Consider the following 15,362-nt stretch of genomic DNA (forward strand, 5'->3'; position numbering starts at 1 on the left):
ATCAAGGCTCAGGTTTTTGTTACGTGAGAAACTGATCAACAAAGAGGAGAATGACATGGTACGATCTATTTTGTTGGCAGCTGTTTTTGGCATCGCAACCAGTGTGAGTGCCGGTGCCGAAGAGGCGTACACAGTGCATTCATTCGAGGGCAGCTTTGATGACGCTACCTTCAGCGTTGAAAGCGCGATTGTCGGTCGGGGACTTGTGATCGATTACGTGAGCCACACGGGTGAAATGCTCAACCGGACGGCGGCGGACGTGGGCAGCGAAGTGAAGCTGTTCGAGGCTGCGGATGTGTTTCTGTTCTGCTCGGCTGTGGTGTCGCGCAAGGTGATGGAAGCCGATCCGATGAATATTGCGCATTGTCCCTACGGGATTTTTGTTGCGGACCGCGACGGTCAGGTGATGATCGGGCACCGGAACTATCCCGAAGGTGCCATGCAGGAAGTACAAGCACTGCTTGATGATATCGTCCGCGAGGCGGTGGGGGACTAATGAACTACCAGAATTTTTTTAAGGGCGCGCTGGACGATCTGCGCGATCAGGGCAACTATCGCGTGTTCGCTGAATTGGAGCGAACTTGCGGCGATTTCCCACATGCGACGTCGCACGGGACTGAGACATCGGATGTGACCATTTGGTGTTCAAACGACTATCTCGGCATGGGCCAGCACCCCAAGGTGCTGGAGGCCATGCACGAAGCGTTGGATCGTTGTGGGGCAGGTGCTGGTGGCACGCGCAACATATCGGGCACAACGCACGACCATGTCCTGCTGGAGGCCGAGTTGGCCGATCTGCACGGCAAGGAAGACGCGCTGCTGTTTACGTCCGGTTATGTTTCGAACTGGGCGGCGCTTGGTACGCTTGCGGGGCGCATTCCTGATTGTGTGGTCCTGTCTGACGCGCTGAACCATGCGTCAATGATCGAAGGTATCCGCCATTCCAAAGCAGAACGAATGATCTGGAAGCACAATGATCTTGCCGATCTGGAGGCCAAGCTGGCAGCCTTGCCGCTCGACCGACCCAAGCTGATCGCGTTTGAGAGCGTCTATTCCATGGATGGTGACATCGCCCCGATCGAGGCGATCTGCGATCTGGCCGATAAATATAATGCCATGACATATCTGGACGAAGTGCATGCGGTTGGCCTCTACGGTCCACGCGGCGGCGGCATTGCCGAACGCGACGGGCTGATGGACCGCCTCACTGTGATTGAGGGAACGCTGGGCAAGGCGTTTGGTGTGGTTGGCGGATACATCGCCGCTTCGACCGAGCTGTGCGATTTCGTGCGCAGCTTTGCCAGTGGGTTTATCTTTACCACCGCCCTTCCGCCTGCGGTTGCCGCCGGAGCAGCAGCCTCCATCCGGCACCTGAAAGACAGCGCGGCAGAACGGGCGGAGCAGCAAGCCAAGGTGGCACAGGTGCGGGCGCGGCTTGACGCCATCGGCATCCCCCATGTGGAAAACCCCAGCCACATCATTCCGGTGATGGTTGGTGACCCGCATAAATGCAAATTCATCTCGGATATGCTGTTGAAAGAATACGGCATTTATATCCAGCCGATCAATTATCCCACGGTCCCGAAAGGCACCGAACGTCTGCGCATCACGCCGTCACCGGTGCACAGCGATGCGGATATCGAACAGCTTATCGGCGCGCTTGAAGACCTATGGGCGCAATGTCAGTTGGCACGGATGCCGCTTGCCGCGCAATAGCGGCATGTGAGGTAGGCATCTGCGGCCATCTGCATGATCGTCCAACACAAAGGATCGTCAGATGCTTGAGACCGTATTGGACCGCTTCGGAGATGGTTTCGTCCTGGCCGCCGCTGGTGCGATTACCGGCGTCTTGTTTGGCGTTATGGCGCAGCATTCGCGCTTTTGCTTGCGCGCTGCCACGGTCGAAGTTGCCGAAGGTCGCTTTGGCCCGCGCTTGTCGATCTGGTTTATTGCTTTTTCGGCTGCTGTGCTGGCCGTGCAAGGCGCAATCGCGGCGGGCTGGCTGGACGTGAACGAGGCCCGACCGCTGGCAGCCACAGGCAGTTTGTCAGGCGCGATGATTGGCGGGTTGATGTTTGGCTGCGGTATGATCCTTGCACGGGGGTGTGCCAGCCGATTGCTGGTCTTGTCAGCAACAGGGAACCTGCGCGCGCTGATGACAGGGCTTGTCCTGACGTTGGTGGCACAAGCGTCCTTGCGCGGCGCGCTATCGCCATTGCGCGAAAACCTTGGCGGATTGTGGCTGGTGCAAGGCGGAGACGGGCGCAATATCCTGTCGCTGATCGGGCTCAGTTCAACCATGGCAGCAGTTCTTGCGGCTGCCGGGCTCGTTTTCGGTTTTTGGCTGGCGCGTCGGCGACATGTCATTGCCACACAGGCTTGGGCCGCTGCTGGTGTGGGGCTGGCCATCGGGGTGGGTTGGCTGCTGACCTTTGCCATCGCGCAAAGCTCCTTCGAAGTTGTTGCGATTTCCTCTGTCACTTTCACGGGGCCGTCTACGGATACATTGATGGGGTTGGTTAACACCTCCGACCTGCCGCTTGGTTTCGGAGTGGGGCTGGTGCCGGGGGTGTTTGTCGGTGCAGGCGGTATGGCACTGCTGCGCCGTGAGGCACGGATCGAACGCTTTGGTATCGACACGCCAATGGAGCGCTATCTGATCGGTGCGGTGTTGATGGGGTTCGGCAGCATGCTGGCCGGTGGTTGCGCCGTAGGGGCGGGCATGTCTGGCGGCTCTATTTTTGCCGTAACTGCATGGCTCGCGCTTTCTTTCATGTGGGTCGGGGCAATGGCCACCCATATTGCGCTGTCTCGCGTGCCAACCGCGTCACGCGCTGCTGCCTAGGACCAGCTATTTGCGGGGGTGCGTATCAGCCTGATACCGCACCCCGACGCTTTTATTCGAATTCCATCTGCTCATAGACGCGACCTGCATTTTTGGTCGCCAGTTCTTCAAAGGTGTCCAGACCGGTATAGGGCGTTTGATCCACATAATAGGCATCAGCAAGCGTACCACCGTCGTCCAGATGGGCACCGATCTTGTCACGCAGGTACACCAGATAATCGTGGGTATACCGGCGCACCTGATCCATATTTGTCGGATGCCCGTGACCGGGAATGACATAGGTCGCGCCCATCGGTTCAAACACGGTTTCCCAGGTTTCAATCCAGTCGGCAGTCATAGTGTCTTCGAAGATTGGCAGCATCCGCTCGTGGAAGGCCATGTCACCAGAGATCACCAATTCCTGTTCAGGCAGCCAGACTACGATGTCACCAGGGCTGTGGGCAGGGCCAAGGTAGCGGGCTTCGATCTTCATCTCTCCCATTTCGACGATATACGCATCCTCGAAGGTGATGCTGGGGCTGATGACTTCGGTTTTATCAGCGCGCTCTTTGGTCGTTGCAATGGCCGCACGCAGGGATTGGTGACCACTTTCCTCGAAGGCCGCTGCGGCGTCCACGTGGGCGACAATATCAACCCCCTGTTCGGCCCAGTAAGAGTTGCCAAGCATGGCATGCCCTTGACCGTTCTCGTTAAAAACAAGCTTTACGGGCTGTGATGTTACGTTTTTGATTTCTTCGTTCAACGCTTTGGCCAGCGCATAGGACGCGCCGCCGTTCACGACCACCACACCGTCACCCGTAACAATAAAGCTAAGGTTGTTGTTGTGGCCCGCGTTCTCATAGGTGGGCGGCGCGGTAGCACCGATAGCAGACCAGACGTGGGGGATCACCTCTACCGGCTTGGAATATAGCTCAGACGCGGGATACTGGTCTGCGATATCCTCGCTGGCAAAGGCGGGCAGGGCGGCAAAAGCGCAAAGAGTAAGAAGCTGTTTCATGCTTTTTCGCCTGGTACGAATGTATACGCGGAGGCCGATTTCTCGACATGACCGATGCCGTCACCGGCAAGGTGAAAGCCGATTATCTGGGTCTTCTCGGCTGCGAGTTGGTCCAGTAGGTCCACACGTGTTTTCGCCGCCGCTTCGCCGTCCTGATCGGAGCCGGAAATCCATGCGGGCTGCTCAAAGGCCACGTGATGGTTGCCGATGCAATCGCCAAGGATCATCACCGCATTGCTGCCGTCGCGGACTTCGAAAGACATATGTCCCGGTGTATGGCCCAATGTCGCACGGGCGGCGACACCCGGAATGATCTCTTCGCCATCGTTGAATAAGGTGATGGTGTCTTCAATCGCTGCCAGTCGACGCTGTGCGCCAACGGCAAATGATGCGCGCGCATCCCCGATCTCGTCTACGGTGTTCGGATTCATCCAGTAGTCCCATTCCGCCTTGCCGATCATATAGCTGGCCTGCGCGAAAAGCGGATCGTCGAAGTCGTCCAATAGGCCCCACAGGTGGTCAGGGTGAGCATGGGTGAAGACCACATCGGTGACATCCTCAGGTGTGACGCCAAGTGCCTCAAGCGAGGTCACGATTTCCCCCGCATTCGGCGCAAAATCGGGGCCGGAGCCCACGTCAAACAGGATGACGCGCTTGCCACTGCGCATCAGTGTCACGTTGCAGGGGGGCGTCAATACCTCCGCTGAAAGGTCGTATTTTTCCAGAATGGGCGCCAGTGCGTCCTTTGGCATCGTATCAAAGATGAACCCGCCGGGCAGGGTGAGAGAGCCGTCGCTGACGACATCAAGCCTGATTTCTCCCAGCGCTAATTGTGCATGGGCCATACGGGGCTTGAGCCCCAACGCCGTGCTGGCGGCAAATCCTGCACTGGCGGCCATAAAGTCGCGTCTTGTGAATGGCATCTCGCTGTCCTCCCATAAATTCGTTATTTCGAATATGATGGATTGTGTGGAAGGTGGCAAGCTGTATGGCGCATGGTCTGATGCTCTCAATCTATAAAAGATCGGCCACCGGCATACCTGTCTCCAACCCGATCACACGGCGCAAGGTGGCTCTGGCGCGGGCAAGGCGCGACATAACTGTGCCTTCGGGCACATCCAGACGCGCGGCAATCGCACGGGGGCTGCATTCGCCATGCAGGACCAATTCCATCACGCAGGCCTGTTCGGCTGGCAGTGCCGCAATGGCGCGGCGCAGCGTATCCAGTGCCAGCCGGCTATCGCCAAGCGGCGGGGTGCTGGCGCTGGCTTCCTCCAGTTCCAATAATTCAATGTGCGCCCGCCACCGCGCGCGTGCGAGATTGCGCAGAATGATCATCGCATAGTTTTCCGGGACTTTTACGTGGGACCGTTCCATGCGCTGCATGAGGCGTAGAATGGCCTCTTGTGCCATATCTTCTGCGTCGCAGGGCTGTAGACCCAAGCGCTGTGCGCGGCCGCGCAGGCGGATGACGAGAGGACCAAAGTCTGCTGTGTTTAGGTGTAAGTCCATCAAGGGTCTCCAGCTGCTATTGGCAACTGGCACCATGCCTAAATTTTTTAATTCAACCATAGGGGGAATTTCGCCTACCCGATAGACCACGGTTTTTTAGGCGATCCGGCGCGCATATTCAGGGCGCAAATCGGCGGTACGCCGCGCTTGTCCGCAAGGAAGGGACGCAGCAGCGCAAAAGCGCATCTGGTTGTATGAGGGCGCCATCCGGTGCCCCGCTTTAGACAACCAGAAAATGGAGACACCTATGACTTACCTCAAAACCCTCACGGTGATCGCTGCGACAGTCCTTGCCCTACCTGCCTTTGCGATGGGCCAAAACGGGACAGAAGCAGATGCAAACGAGGATGGCGTGCTGAGCCTTGAAGAAGTTCAGGCAGTTTTTCCCGACATGACCGAAGATCAGTTCACCACGATGGATCTCAACGGGGACGGCACATTGGAAGATGCCGAAGTGAAGGCGGCGCAAGAGGCGGGTCTGATGCCGACAACCTAAGCCGCCCGCAAGATTTGCGCGCAGATGTGGCGGCGTCGCGTGCAGATTATTGGAGGTCCGGTCAACTCAGTGACCGGACCTCTGGTATTTTGACGGGTCTATCCCTTTAGATGGATGTTGAACTTTGCACGGATCGCACGATCAACAATTGGATCAAGGGCTGCAGCAGACGGTGCGCCTAGAATTGCCTCCTTGCGTGCAACGGCTGTTTCAATCAGGTCGGGCTTGTCTTTCTCAACCCATTCTTTGGGCGACATGCGGTTGCCGTAGGTCGGGTAGCAGTGGTCGCTTTGCATCCGGCTAAGCGTGCCGGACGTCCCGAGGTAGTGGCCGGGTCCACCTAAACAAACCTCGGCCATCTGATCCAGCGCCAGAGTCTCGTCGTTGACTTCAATGCCACGTACACAGCGCAGCGCCTGTCCGATGATGTCATCCCCCAAAATCAGGCTTTCGTGGCAGAACCCCAGCAGGGACGCGTGCATGCCCGCAGCTTCATACACCATGTTAAGACCAGAGAGACCGGCCATCACGTTCGAACACATCTGCTCCCATCCAGCCTGCATATCCGGCAGCTTGCTGTCGGCAATCCCTGCCGCAGCGCCACCGGGCAGATCGTAGAAGGCATGCATCTGGGCGCAGCCCGCGGTCAGCAAGGCTTGCTCACCCGAGCCGCCGGTCATCGCCCCTGTGCGCAGGTCCAGCCCAAAGGGCCACGTGCCGAAGATCACAGGATGGCCCGGTTTGACTGCCGTGACATAGACAAGTCCCGCCAGACATTCGGCAACGGCCTGCACAATGGCCCCTGCCACAGTAGAGGGCGCCGTCGCCCCCGCCATACCGGCCGAGAGAAGCAGCACAAGCATGCCGTGCTTGATGCATTCCTCCATGACCAGACAGCTTTCGGTGGCGAACTTCATCGGGGGGACAACAAAGCAGTTGGAGTTGGTGACGAAGGGACGCTCGCGCCATTTGTCCTCACCGCCGGCAATCATATGCAGCATCTCGATTGCAGGGGCGACGAAGGCGGGATCGGTAAAGGACGTACCGATATGTTTTGTGGTTCCGCTTACGCAGGCATAAATGGAGTTATAATCCATCTCCATATTGTCCAGGATGTCTCGGCAGACCATCGGGCGCTGACAAAAGTGGATGTTTTCCAGTGTGTTCACGATTTTTGCCGCGTCATGCAAATCCTGCACACCACAATCGCGGTAGTGCTTGCCATCCACATCGACCAGATGCACCGCTGCCCCTGCGGTACCATAGTGTACGCGGGTGCCCGACAGATCCAGATCGTTCATGCCGTCGCGGCTCATCAAGGTGAGAGAACGGTTGGCGCGGGCTAATGTGTCTTCGACCAAGGCGCGGGGAAAGCGGATGCGCCCGTCATCGCCCAACACAGCCCCGGCTGCGGTGAGGTATGCAACACCGGAGGCGGGCGCATCAGCCAGACCAATGGTTTCTAGTGCATCAAGGGCTGCATGGTGGATTTTAAGCACATCCGCTTCTGACAATGGTTTGTACTGGCCGCCCTCAAGACCAGCGCGCACGGGGCGCAAGCTATCGGGCAGGGCAGTGGAGCGGGCAGCACGGCGCGCCGCGCGGCCACCGGAGCGGGATGATGTTTGAACATTCATGAGCAGTTCTTTCTAAAAGAGGGGCGTGATGGGCTTGCTGCGTTTCCCTATGGTGCCCCGCGTGCCGCGCGGCCGCGCTCAGCGCCGATGGTGCGCTTGACCAAAATCGCCGTGCAGGTTGTGTGCTGCATGCCTGGGCTCCCTTTGACCACAAGAGTGGAAAGGAAAGGCGACCAAATCTGTCCTATTTGCGACGCTGGTCAATTTTTCGCTACCGCGTCGGAACCAGCGTGTTTTTGCCGGTTTCCGGCCGTTTAGGCGACGATTGGCTCGTGGTGAATCCGCCTGCCTCGCATTGTCGGGAACGAATACCTAATTGCAGTGTTATCGCACTGAAGGGCAGCCAGACTGTCTGACATGGATAATAGAAATATTTAGGAGACAACCATGAAAACGTTCAACAAATTCGGTACCGCATCCGTTCTGGCGACATCACTGCTTGGCACCACAGCCTTTGCAGGCAACTTGGCAGACCCGGTTGTCGAGCCCGTTGCAGAGCCCATTTACGCCCCTGTTGAAGTAGGGACTGACTGGACCGGCGCTTATGGTGGTCTGAACCTTGGCTACGCCGACATCGACGGTGACGGCGATGCGGATGGCGATGATGCGACCTATGGTGTGCACCTTGGTTACGACTATGACTTTGGTCGCTACGTCGTTGGTGGCGAGCTTGAGTATGACAAGACAGACATCGATCTTGGCGGCGCGGCAGACGTTGATAGCGTGACGCGCTTGAAACTGCGCGGCGGTTACGATCTGGGCCGGACTTTGGTTTATGCAACAGCCGGTGCTGCACGTGTGGACACCAGCCTGGGTAAAGACACTGGTGAATTCGTCGGTGTTGGTGTTGCCTATCAGGTCACAGACCGCTTCACCGTAGGTGGTGAACTGCTGGAGCACCGCTTTGATGATATCGGTGGTTCCGGCGTTGACGCCGATGCCACAACCTTCAACCTGCGTGGTTCGTTCCGCTTCTAAGGTTCAAGGTACGGTAAGAAGGGCGCGCCCGTAACAAGGCGCGCCTTTTTTTGTGGGTTAGCGGTTTGCGCTTAGCTGTTCTGCAAAGGCGCAAAGCGTCTTGAGGGCTTGCTCGAATGCGCTGTCCTCGATCGTCATTGCCACCCTGATATGGCCCGCTGCAGCTGCGCCAAAGCTCTCTCCGGGCATCACAGCGATATGATGCGCATCCAGCAGGGCGTTGGCAAAGCTTTCACCATTCAGACCCGTGGCTGAGACATCGAGCATCATGTACATTGCGCCTCCGTTCGGGACAGTGCCGACCACATTTTGCGCGGCCAGCACGTTCTGGGCCAAGGTGCGGCGGCGGCGGAACGGCTCTGCGATCTCTGCCTCGAACGCGTCGCCCAGCTCTAGCGCGAACAAGGCCGCATCCTGAATGTAGCCGGGGACGCCATAGGTGGTGTGCGTGGCGAGATTGATCAAATGCTCTACGATTTCTTCAGGCCCGATTACCCAGCCGATCCGCGATCCCGTCATGGCGTGGCTTTTCGACATGGAGCCGACAACCAGCGTGCGCTCTGCCATACCCTCAAGCGCGCGGGGGGAGATATGCGTGCCTTCCCAAATCTGGGTGTCATAGACCTCATCCGAGATGAGCCACAGATCATGGTCACGGCAAACCTCTGCGATACCTTCCAGCGTTTCGCGGCTGTAGATCACGCCCGTTGGATTGTTGGGTGAGTTTACGAGCAGGGATTTCGCCCCGTCTGCCACTGCCGCAATATCAGCGGGGCGCGGTTGAAACGCAGCCTCGGCCTGGGCCTCAATAGCAACGGGCACCGCGCTGGCGCCGCGCAGGGTGCCGGGGTAGGTGGCATAATAGGGATCGATATAAAGCGCCGTATCGCCGGGATCGATCACAGCCATATGCGCTGCGAAAAGCGCTGACTGTCCACCGGGTGTGATCATCACGTTGTCGCGGTTGGTGGGCACACCTGTGCGCGCCGTAACCCGCGCGGCAATTGCGTCGCGCAAAGCATTGATACCCGGAATTGCGGCATAACCAGTATGTCCCGCCATGGACGCGCGGTGCATGTCTTGCAGGATCGGCGCAGCGGTGCGGATGTCATGCTCGCCGATGGTCAGCTCCGTCACTGCTGTGCCTTCGGCGATCATCTGGCGCGCGCGCAAAAAGACCTCCCAGCCGTCAGAGCCACCGCCCAGAATACTGCTAATCCGTGTTGATGCCTGCATGATTTGCTCCTTTCCAGTTGTTGAGCGCAGGGGCGCAGAGGCGGGCGGAATTGTCAATCAACCTTGACCGGACTGCGTGCCTTGGGCTAGGCAGGAAGCATGACAAAGATGACGCTGATTATTTGCTGTACCATTACCTGCTGAGATACCTCTCGCGGGCCTTGATCACGTTGTTTTATTCTCATTGAAACTGTGCCATGTCCCGCGCATCCCCGCGCCGATAGGATATTTGCCATGACGACCCTCAAACTGCACAACACCAAGACACGCAAGCGCGAGGATTTCGCGCCGATTGATCCGCAAAACGTGCGGATGTACGTCTGCGGCCCCACGGTCTATGACCGCGCACACCTTGGTAATGCGCGGCCGGTGATTGTGTTTGACGTGCTTTTCCGTCTGCTGCGCCACATCTACGGTGCAGATCACGTGACCTATGTGCGCAATTTCACCGATGTGGATGACAAGATCAACGCGCGCAGCGCTGCAAGCGGCAGGTCCATCGGTGAGATTACCGAAGAGACGATCGGCTGGTTCCTAGAGGACATGGGCGCTGTCGGCGCCCTGCAACCCACGCACATGCCCCGCGCCACTGAATACATCCCGCAGATGGTTGCGATGATCGAAGGTCTGATGGCCGATGGCTTCGCCTATGAAAAGGACGGTCACGTCCTGTTTCGCGTGCGCAAGTACAAAGAGTACGGCGCGCTGTCGGGTCGGTCGGTGGATGACATGATCGCTGGTGCGCGGGTCGAAGTCGCGCCCTACAAAGAAGACCCGATGGATTTCGTTCTGTGGAAGCCTTCGGATGCAGAAACACCCGGTTGGGACAGTCCGTGGGGCCGTGGGCGCCCGGGCTGGCATATAGAATGCTCTGCCATGGCGCATGAGCTGCTGGGATCGCATTTCGACATCCACGGCGGCGGCAACGATCTGATGTTCCCGCACCATGAGAACGAGATCGCGCAAAGCTGCTGCGCGGGCGACAAGTTCGCCAATGTCTGGCTGCACAATGAGATGTTGCAGGTAGAGGGTAAGAAGATGTCCAAGTCCTTGGGCAATTTCTTTACCGTACGTGACCTGCTGGATCAGGACGTGCCGGGCGAAGTGATCCGCTTTGTGATGCTCAGCACCCATTACCGTAAGCCGATGGACTGGACAGAGAAGAAGCGCGAAGAGGCAGAGAAGACGCTGCGCAAGTGGTATGCCTTGGCCGCTGCTGCCGATGGTAGCACGCCGGATGAGGATTTGATTGGTCTATTGGCCGATGATCTGAACACGGCAGGCGCGATTGGTCATTTGCACAAGCTCGCAGGTGCAGGGGACGCTGCCGCACTGCGCAGTGGATTGCAGCTTTTGGGGCTGATGGGGGACATCATTCCTGCATGGGCCGCACAGGCCTCTTTTGATCTGGTGGACTACGAAGCATTCCTGAGTGATGCGCGTGTTACTGCGATGGAAACAAAGGACTTTGCCGATGTAGACCGGATTAAATCCATGCTGGTCGCCGCTGGTGTTCAGGTGCAAATGAGCAAGGATGGCGTCGTGCTGACGCCAACGCCTGAGTTTGACGCCGACAAGCTGGAGGCGCTCTGATGGAACGCCTCTCGCTCTACGACACCACCCTGCGTGACGGGCAGCAAACCCAAGGCGTGCAATTCTCTACCGAAGAAAAGCAAATCATCGCAAAGACGCTGGACGCGCTGGGCGTGGATTACATCGAGGGTGGCTGGCCGGGGGCGAACCCGACGGATTCCGCATTCTTTGACGAAGCGCCCAAAACGCGCGCGACAATGACAGCCTTTGGCATGACCAAACGCAATGGCATGTCCGCCGAAAATGACGATGTGCTGGCCGCCGTGATGAATGCCAACACCGCCAGTGTTTGTCTGGTTGGCAAGACCCATGAATTCCACGTCAAAACCGCGCTCGGCATCACATTGCCCGAAAACACAGAAAACATCGCAAAATCCATCGCCCATCTGGTCGCTCAGGGGCGCGAGGCGCTGTTTGATGCGGAGCATTTCTTTGACGGCTATAAATCCAACCCTGCCTATGCGTTGGAAGCGATCCGCGCGGCCTACGACGCTGGCGCGCGCTGGATTGTGCTGTGTGATACCAATGGCGGCACATTGCCCGCCGAAGTGGGGCGCATCACAGCAGACGTCATTGCCTCTGGTATCAGTGGTGACCGTTTGGGCATCCACACCCATGACGATACAGAGAACGCGGTGGCCTGTACGCTGGCAGCCGTAGACGCCGGTGCGCGTCAGATACAAGGCACGCTTAACGGTCTGGGCGAACGCTGCGGGAATGCAAATCTTACGACCCTTATCCCGATCCTGAAGCTTAAAGAACCTTATGCCAGCCAGTATGAGACAGGGATAAGCGATGAGGCTTTGCAAGGGCTGACCCGTACGTCGCGGATGCTGGATGAAATTCTCAACCGTGTACCGATGAAGCAGGCGGGTTTTGTGGGCGGTTCGGCCTTTGCGCACAAAGCGGGGTTGCACGCCAGCGCGATCCTTAAAGATCCCAGTACCTATGAGCATATCGATCCCGCGCTTGTGGGCAACGCGCGGATTATTCCGATGTCCAATCAGGCGGGCCAGTCCAACCTGCGCCGCCGTCTGGCAAGCGCCGGACTGGACGTTGAAAAGGGCGATCCCGCGCTTGCGTTGATCCTTGACGAGGTGAAGGCGCGGGAGGCCGAGGGCTACAGCTATGATACGGCACAAGCGAGCTTTGAGCTGTTGGCGCGCAAGGTGCTGGGGCAGATGCCTGAATTGTTCGAGGTCAAACGCTACCGCGTGACCGTTGAGCGGCGCAAAAACAAGCACAACCAGATGATCAGCCTGTCTGAGGCTGTCGTCGTGGTTAAGGTGGACGGCGAAAAGCGTCTGTCAGTTTCGGAAAGCATGGACGAGACAGGCAGCGACCGTGGCCCGGTCAATGCATTAAGCAAAGCGCTGGTGAAGGATTTGGGTCAGTATTCCGCACAATTGGAAGACTGGCGGCTGGTCGATTTCAAGGTACGTATCACGCAAGGCGGCACAGAGGCGGTGACCCGCGTCATCATCGACAGCGAAGACGCGCAGGGCCGCCTTTGGTCTACTGTGGGCGTTTCAGCCAACATAGTTGATGCGTCTTTTGAGGCCCTGCTGGATGCCATCCGTTGGAAACTGATACGCGATATGGATGTGAAGAGTGCTGGTTAGGATTCTGAAAAATATAGGCATTTCGGTTGTGTCTGTGTTGGCCGTTGCCGTAGTGCTGGTGTTTTCGCAACGTCCCGGACAAACGACCGGCGAAGGCGGGCTGGATTTCCGCCGTCAGCTGACGGCAGGCCGCGAAAACCCCGCAGCACTACAGGCGTTGCCGATGCGCGACGGCTACCAGATGCAGGTGCGTACATATGGCGGTGCAGATAATGTGCCGCTTTTGGTGCTGGTGCATGGGTCTGGTTGGCACGGTCTCCAATTTGACAGGCTTGCCAATGAGCTGTCTCGCGACGCTGATGTGATCGTTCCGGATTTGCGCGGCCATGGGACGGCACCGGGGCGGCGTGGCGACATCGATTATATCGGGCAATTGGAAGATGATCTTGCCGATCTGATCAAAGCCGTGGCGAAGCCGGGCCAGAAGGTTATTATGGGGGGGCACAGCTCGGGTGGCGGGCTGGTTGTGCGCTTTGCTGGCGGGCAGCATGGTGATCTGCTTGATGGTGCGATATTGCTTGCGCCGTTTCTCAAGCATAATGCGCCAACCACGCGCGAAAATTCGGGTGGCTGGGCGCATGTGCTGACTCGCAGGATCATCGGATTGAGCATTCTCAACAGTGTCGGCATGACAACATTCAACCACCTTCCGGTTATTCAGTTCAATATGCCGCGCACGGTCTTGGAAGGACCGTTAGGCGATACTGCCACTACGTCTTATTCATTCAGGCTCAACACCTCCTTTGCGCCTCGCAGCAGGTATCTGGATGATGTTGCAGCGCTTCCGCCTTTTGTGTTGCTGGCCGGCAGCGCGGACGAGGCATTTGACGCATCGCAATACGCGCCTACCATGGGGGATGTGACCAGCAAGGGCCGCTATGACATGATCTTGGGGGCAAACCACCTTGATCTGGTCGATGACCCGCGCACAGAGGCGATTATCAAAGGATTTGTGAATGAGTTCTGATGCAAAAATGGAAGCGTTCTTCAAACTGCATCGGGATCTTCCGCGCGAGGGGCCGGGTGTGCCGCAGGATGTGGCTTGGGCTGTATCCCTGTTAACGTTGCCTGCGCGTGCGCGGATGGCAGACGTCGCCTGTGGTCCGGGCGGCGATATCGCTTCATTGTTAGAGGCTGCACCTGACGGGCATGTGACAGCTTTGGACGCAACGCCTCATTTCGTTGAAGCCGCACGCGCCCTGTGGCGTGAGGATGACCGCGTGACGGTGTTGAAGGCTGACATGAAAGTGATTGCCAACCAGTACGATCTGATCTGGTGTGCCGGTGCTGTCTATTTCATGGGGGTAGAAACCGCCTTGCGCGCGTGGCGGAAATCCTTGTTGCCCGAAGGGGCCATCGCGTTTTCTGAGGCGTGCTGGTTCACCGATACCCCGTCTGAACGGGCAAAGGCACTTTGGGATCGGGAATACCGGACCATGCAGAACGCGGCTGGCATCACTGCGCAGATCAATGCTGCAGGCTATGAGGTGGTAGCTCAGCGCCGGTTGTCCGACAACGCCTGGGAGGCATATTTCACGCCCCTGGATGCACGTATTGCGATGCTGCGGGAAGGGGCGGACGCTGCTCTGACCACTGTACTGGACGAGGCAGAAGAAGAAGCGGCTTGCTGGCGCGCGCACCGCGATGAATATGGCTATCTGCTTAGCGTGGTGCGCCCGAAGTGACTTGGTCTGATGATCTGAATGCCTGTGCCGCCATTGTTGAGCGGGGCGATCCGCTGCGTTTTCGTACCGCGATGCTAGCGCCTGTGGCGCAACGTGCCGCGCTGTTTGCGCTATATGCGTTTAACGTGGAAGTAAGCCGCGCGCCGTGGGTCACCCAAGAGGCGATGATCGCCGAGATGCGCCTGCAGTGGTGGCGCGATGTGTTAGAGGAAATCGCCGAAGGTGGCCCTGTCCGGCGCCACGAGGTGGCAACACCCTTGGCAGAGGTTGTCAGTCCCGATCAGGCAAGACTGCTGGACGCGCTTGTGGCTGCCCGGGGTTGGGATATTTACCGCGATCCTTTTGAGGATGCTGCCGATCTTGAGCGCTATATCGACCAGACGTCAGGCCATCTGATGTGGGTGGCTGCATCAGTTCTGGGGCAGGCGGAGCAGGACCCTGTGCGCCATGCAGGCCGTGCGGCGGGCATTGGTGCGTGGCTGCGGGCGATCCCCGCGCTTGAAGCTGCGGGGCGGGTTCCGTTGTTGGACGGAACGCCGTCCGGCGTTGCTGATCTGGCGCAAAGCGGGCTGGACGCGCTTACACTGGCGCGTAAGGGCAGGGCTTCGGTCGCACGTGCCTGTGCACCTGCATTGCTGCCGGCAACCGCTGCTGAGCCTGCGTTGAAGCAAGCACGCAGTTATCCGCAGACGGTCGTCGAAGGGCGACTGCCTGATGTCGGCTTGGGCTTTACTGTGCGGGCCGCTACTGCGCGTTGGTAG

At 58.3% G+C, this 15,362-nt stretch carries 15 protein-coding genes; 10 read left to right on the top strand and 5 right to left on the bottom strand.

The annotated features are described in order from the left end of the window. Positions 1 to 55: 55 nt before the first annotated feature. The 3 genes from K3757_RS07555 to K3757_RS07565 all read left to right on the top strand — a co-directional run bounded on the left by K3757_RS07555 (position 56) and on the right by K3757_RS07565 (position 2,845). A complete protein-coding gene (locus K3757_RS07555; RefSeq protein WP_260000713.1) occupies positions 56 to 496 on the top strand; it encodes a DUF302 domain-containing protein in 441 nt (146 codons plus the stop codon). Further along, positions 496 to 1,716 (top strand): 5-aminolevulinate synthase, encoded by a 1,221-nt coding sequence (gene hemA / locus K3757_RS07560; protein WP_260000715.1) that lies wholly within the window; start codon positions 496 to 498, stop codon positions 1,714 to 1,716. The genes K3757_RS07555 and hemA overlap by 1 nt, the downstream gene beginning before the upstream one ends. Before the next feature lie 61 nt (positions 1,717 to 1,777). Then, a complete protein-coding gene (locus K3757_RS07565) occupies positions 1,778 to 2,845 on the top strand; it encodes a YeeE/YedE family protein (RefSeq protein ID WP_260000717.1) in 1,068 nt (355 codons plus the stop codon). A gap of 52 nt (positions 2,846 to 2,897) precedes the next feature. On the opposite strand, the gene K3757_RS07570 is transcribed toward K3757_RS07565, so the two are convergent. The 3 genes from K3757_RS07570 to K3757_RS07580 all read right to left on the bottom strand — a co-directional run bounded on the left by K3757_RS07570 (position 2,898) and on the right by K3757_RS07580 (position 5,354). Continuing rightward, positions 2,898 to 3,842, bottom strand: coding sequence for an MBL fold metallo-hydrolase (locus K3757_RS07570; protein ID WP_260000719.1), 945 nt, complete (start codon positions 3,840 to 3,842; stop codon positions 2,898 to 2,900). Beyond that, positions 3,839 to 4,765, bottom strand: a complete 927-nt coding sequence (locus K3757_RS07575) for an MBL fold metallo-hydrolase (protein WP_260000721.1) — start codon at positions 4,763 to 4,765, stop codon at positions 3,839 to 3,841. Before K3757_RS07575 ends, K3757_RS07570 begins: the two co-directional genes overlap by 4 nt. Before the next feature lie 91 nt (positions 4,766 to 4,856). After that, positions 4,857 to 5,354: an RNA polymerase sigma factor gene (locus tag K3757_RS07580; protein ID WP_260000723.1), complete on the bottom strand. Its 498-nt coding sequence runs from the start codon at positions 5,352 to 5,354 to the stop codon at positions 4,857 to 4,859. Between the two features lie 247 nt (positions 5,355 to 5,601). Here K3757_RS07580 and K3757_RS07585 point away from each other — a divergent pair, with 247 nt between their 5' ends. Next, complete coding sequence (locus K3757_RS07585; RefSeq protein WP_260000726.1) at positions 5,602 to 5,850, top strand: hypothetical protein; 249 nt, start codon at positions 5,602 to 5,604, stop codon at positions 5,848 to 5,850. Between the two features lie 98 nt (positions 5,851 to 5,948). On the opposite strand, the gene K3757_RS07590 is transcribed toward K3757_RS07585, so the two are convergent. Further along, positions 5,949 to 7,487, bottom strand: a complete 1,539-nt coding sequence (locus K3757_RS07590) for a trimethylamine methyltransferase family protein (protein ID WP_260000728.1) — start codon at positions 7,485 to 7,487, stop codon at positions 5,949 to 5,951. Between the two features lie 387 nt (positions 7,488 to 7,874). Here K3757_RS07590 and K3757_RS07595 point away from each other — a divergent pair, with 387 nt between their 5' ends. Next, a complete protein-coding gene (locus K3757_RS07595) occupies positions 7,875 to 8,465 on the top strand; it encodes an outer membrane protein (protein WP_260000730.1) in 591 nt (196 codons plus the stop codon). Positions 8,466 to 8,522: 57 nt separating this feature from the next. Here the strand turns inward: K3757_RS07595 and K3757_RS07600 are convergent, their stop codons facing one another. Next, positions 8,523 to 9,701 (bottom strand): pyridoxal phosphate-dependent aminotransferase, encoded by a 1,179-nt coding sequence (locus tag K3757_RS07600; RefSeq protein WP_260000732.1) that lies wholly within the window; start codon positions 9,699 to 9,701, stop codon positions 8,523 to 8,525. A gap of 234 nt (positions 9,702 to 9,935) precedes the next feature. On the opposite strand from K3757_RS07600, the gene cysS reads away from it, so the two are divergent. From cysS to K3757_RS07625, 5 genes are read left to right on the top strand one after another with little or no spacing between them, the layout of a single operon-like run. Continuing rightward, positions 9,936 to 11,294 (top strand): cysteine--tRNA ligase, encoded by a 1,359-nt coding sequence (gene cysS / locus K3757_RS07605; RefSeq protein ID WP_260000734.1) that lies wholly within the window; start codon positions 9,936 to 9,938, stop codon positions 11,292 to 11,294. After that, the gene (gene cimA / locus K3757_RS07610) at positions 11,294 to 12,916 is read left to right on the top strand and encodes a citramalate synthase (protein ID WP_260000736.1); all 1,623 of its coding nucleotides are present in this window, start codon (positions 11,294 to 11,296) and stop codon (positions 12,914 to 12,916) included. Before cysS ends, cimA begins: the two co-directional genes overlap by 1 nt. Next, the gene (locus tag K3757_RS07615; protein WP_260000738.1) at positions 12,906 to 13,883 is read left to right on the top strand and encodes a lysophospholipase; all 978 of its coding nucleotides are present in this window, start codon (positions 12,906 to 12,908) and stop codon (positions 13,881 to 13,883) included. Before cimA ends, K3757_RS07615 begins: the two co-directional genes overlap by 11 nt. Continuing rightward, on the top strand, positions 13,873 to 14,601 hold the full coding sequence (locus tag K3757_RS07620; RefSeq protein WP_260000740.1) for a class I SAM-dependent methyltransferase: 729 nt from the start codon (positions 13,873 to 13,875) through the stop codon (positions 14,599 to 14,601). Before K3757_RS07615 ends, K3757_RS07620 begins: the two co-directional genes overlap by 11 nt. Then, positions 14,598 to 15,362 (top strand): squalene/phytoene synthase family protein, encoded by a 765-nt coding sequence (locus K3757_RS07625; RefSeq protein ID WP_260000741.1) that lies wholly within the window; start codon positions 14,598 to 14,600, stop codon positions 15,360 to 15,362. Before K3757_RS07620 ends, K3757_RS07625 begins: the two co-directional genes overlap by 4 nt.

The organism is Sulfitobacter sp. S223, from assembly GCF_025143825.1.
Classification (GTDB): Bacteria; Pseudomonadota; Alphaproteobacteria; order Rhodobacterales; family Rhodobacteraceae; genus Sulfitobacter.

Excerpts from the sequence above, each read along its gene's own strand:
- K3757_RS07555 (WP_260000713.1), top strand. The coding sequence starts at position 56 with ATGGTACGATCTATTTTGTTGGCAGCTGTTTTTGGCATCGCAACCAGT.
- cimA (WP_260000736.1), top strand. The coding sequence starts at position 11,294 with ATGGAACGCCTCTCGCTCTACGACACCACCCTGCGTGACGGGCAGCAA.
- cysS (WP_260000734.1), top strand. The coding sequence starts at position 9,936 with ATGACGACCCTCAAACTGCACAACACCAAGACACGCAAGCGCGAGGAT.
- hemA (WP_260000715.1), top strand. The coding sequence starts at position 496 with ATGAACTACCAGAATTTTTTTAAGGGCGCGCTGGACGATCTGCGCGAT.
- K3757_RS07620 (WP_260000740.1), top strand. The coding sequence starts at position 13,873 with ATGAGTTCTGATGCAAAAATGGAAGCGTTCTTCAAACTGCATCGGGAT.
- K3757_RS07585 (WP_260000726.1), top strand. The coding sequence starts at position 5,602 with ATGACTTACCTCAAAACCCTCACGGTGATCGCTGCGACAGTCCTTGCC.
- K3757_RS07590 (WP_260000728.1), bottom strand. The coding sequence starts at position 7,487 with ATGAATGTTCAAACATCATCCCGCTCCGGTGGCCGCGCGGCGCGCCGT.
- K3757_RS07565 (WP_260000717.1), top strand. The coding sequence starts at position 1,778 with ATGCTTGAGACCGTATTGGACCGCTTCGGAGATGGTTTCGTCCTGGCC.
- K3757_RS07580 (WP_260000723.1), bottom strand. The coding sequence starts at position 5,354 with ATGGACTTACACCTAAACACAGCAGACTTTGGTCCTCTCGTCATCCGC.
- K3757_RS07575 (WP_260000721.1), bottom strand. The coding sequence starts at position 4,765 with ATGCCATTCACAAGACGCGACTTTATGGCCGCCAGTGCAGGATTTGCC.
- K3757_RS07570 (WP_260000719.1), bottom strand. The coding sequence starts at position 3,842 with ATGAAACAGCTTCTTACTCTTTGCGCTTTTGCCGCCCTGCCCGCCTTT.
- K3757_RS07600 (WP_260000732.1), bottom strand. The coding sequence starts at position 9,701 with ATGCAGGCATCAACACGGATTAGCAGTATTCTGGGCGGTGGCTCTGAC.
- K3757_RS07595 (WP_260000730.1), top strand. The coding sequence starts at position 7,875 with ATGAAAACGTTCAACAAATTCGGTACCGCATCCGTTCTGGCGACATCA.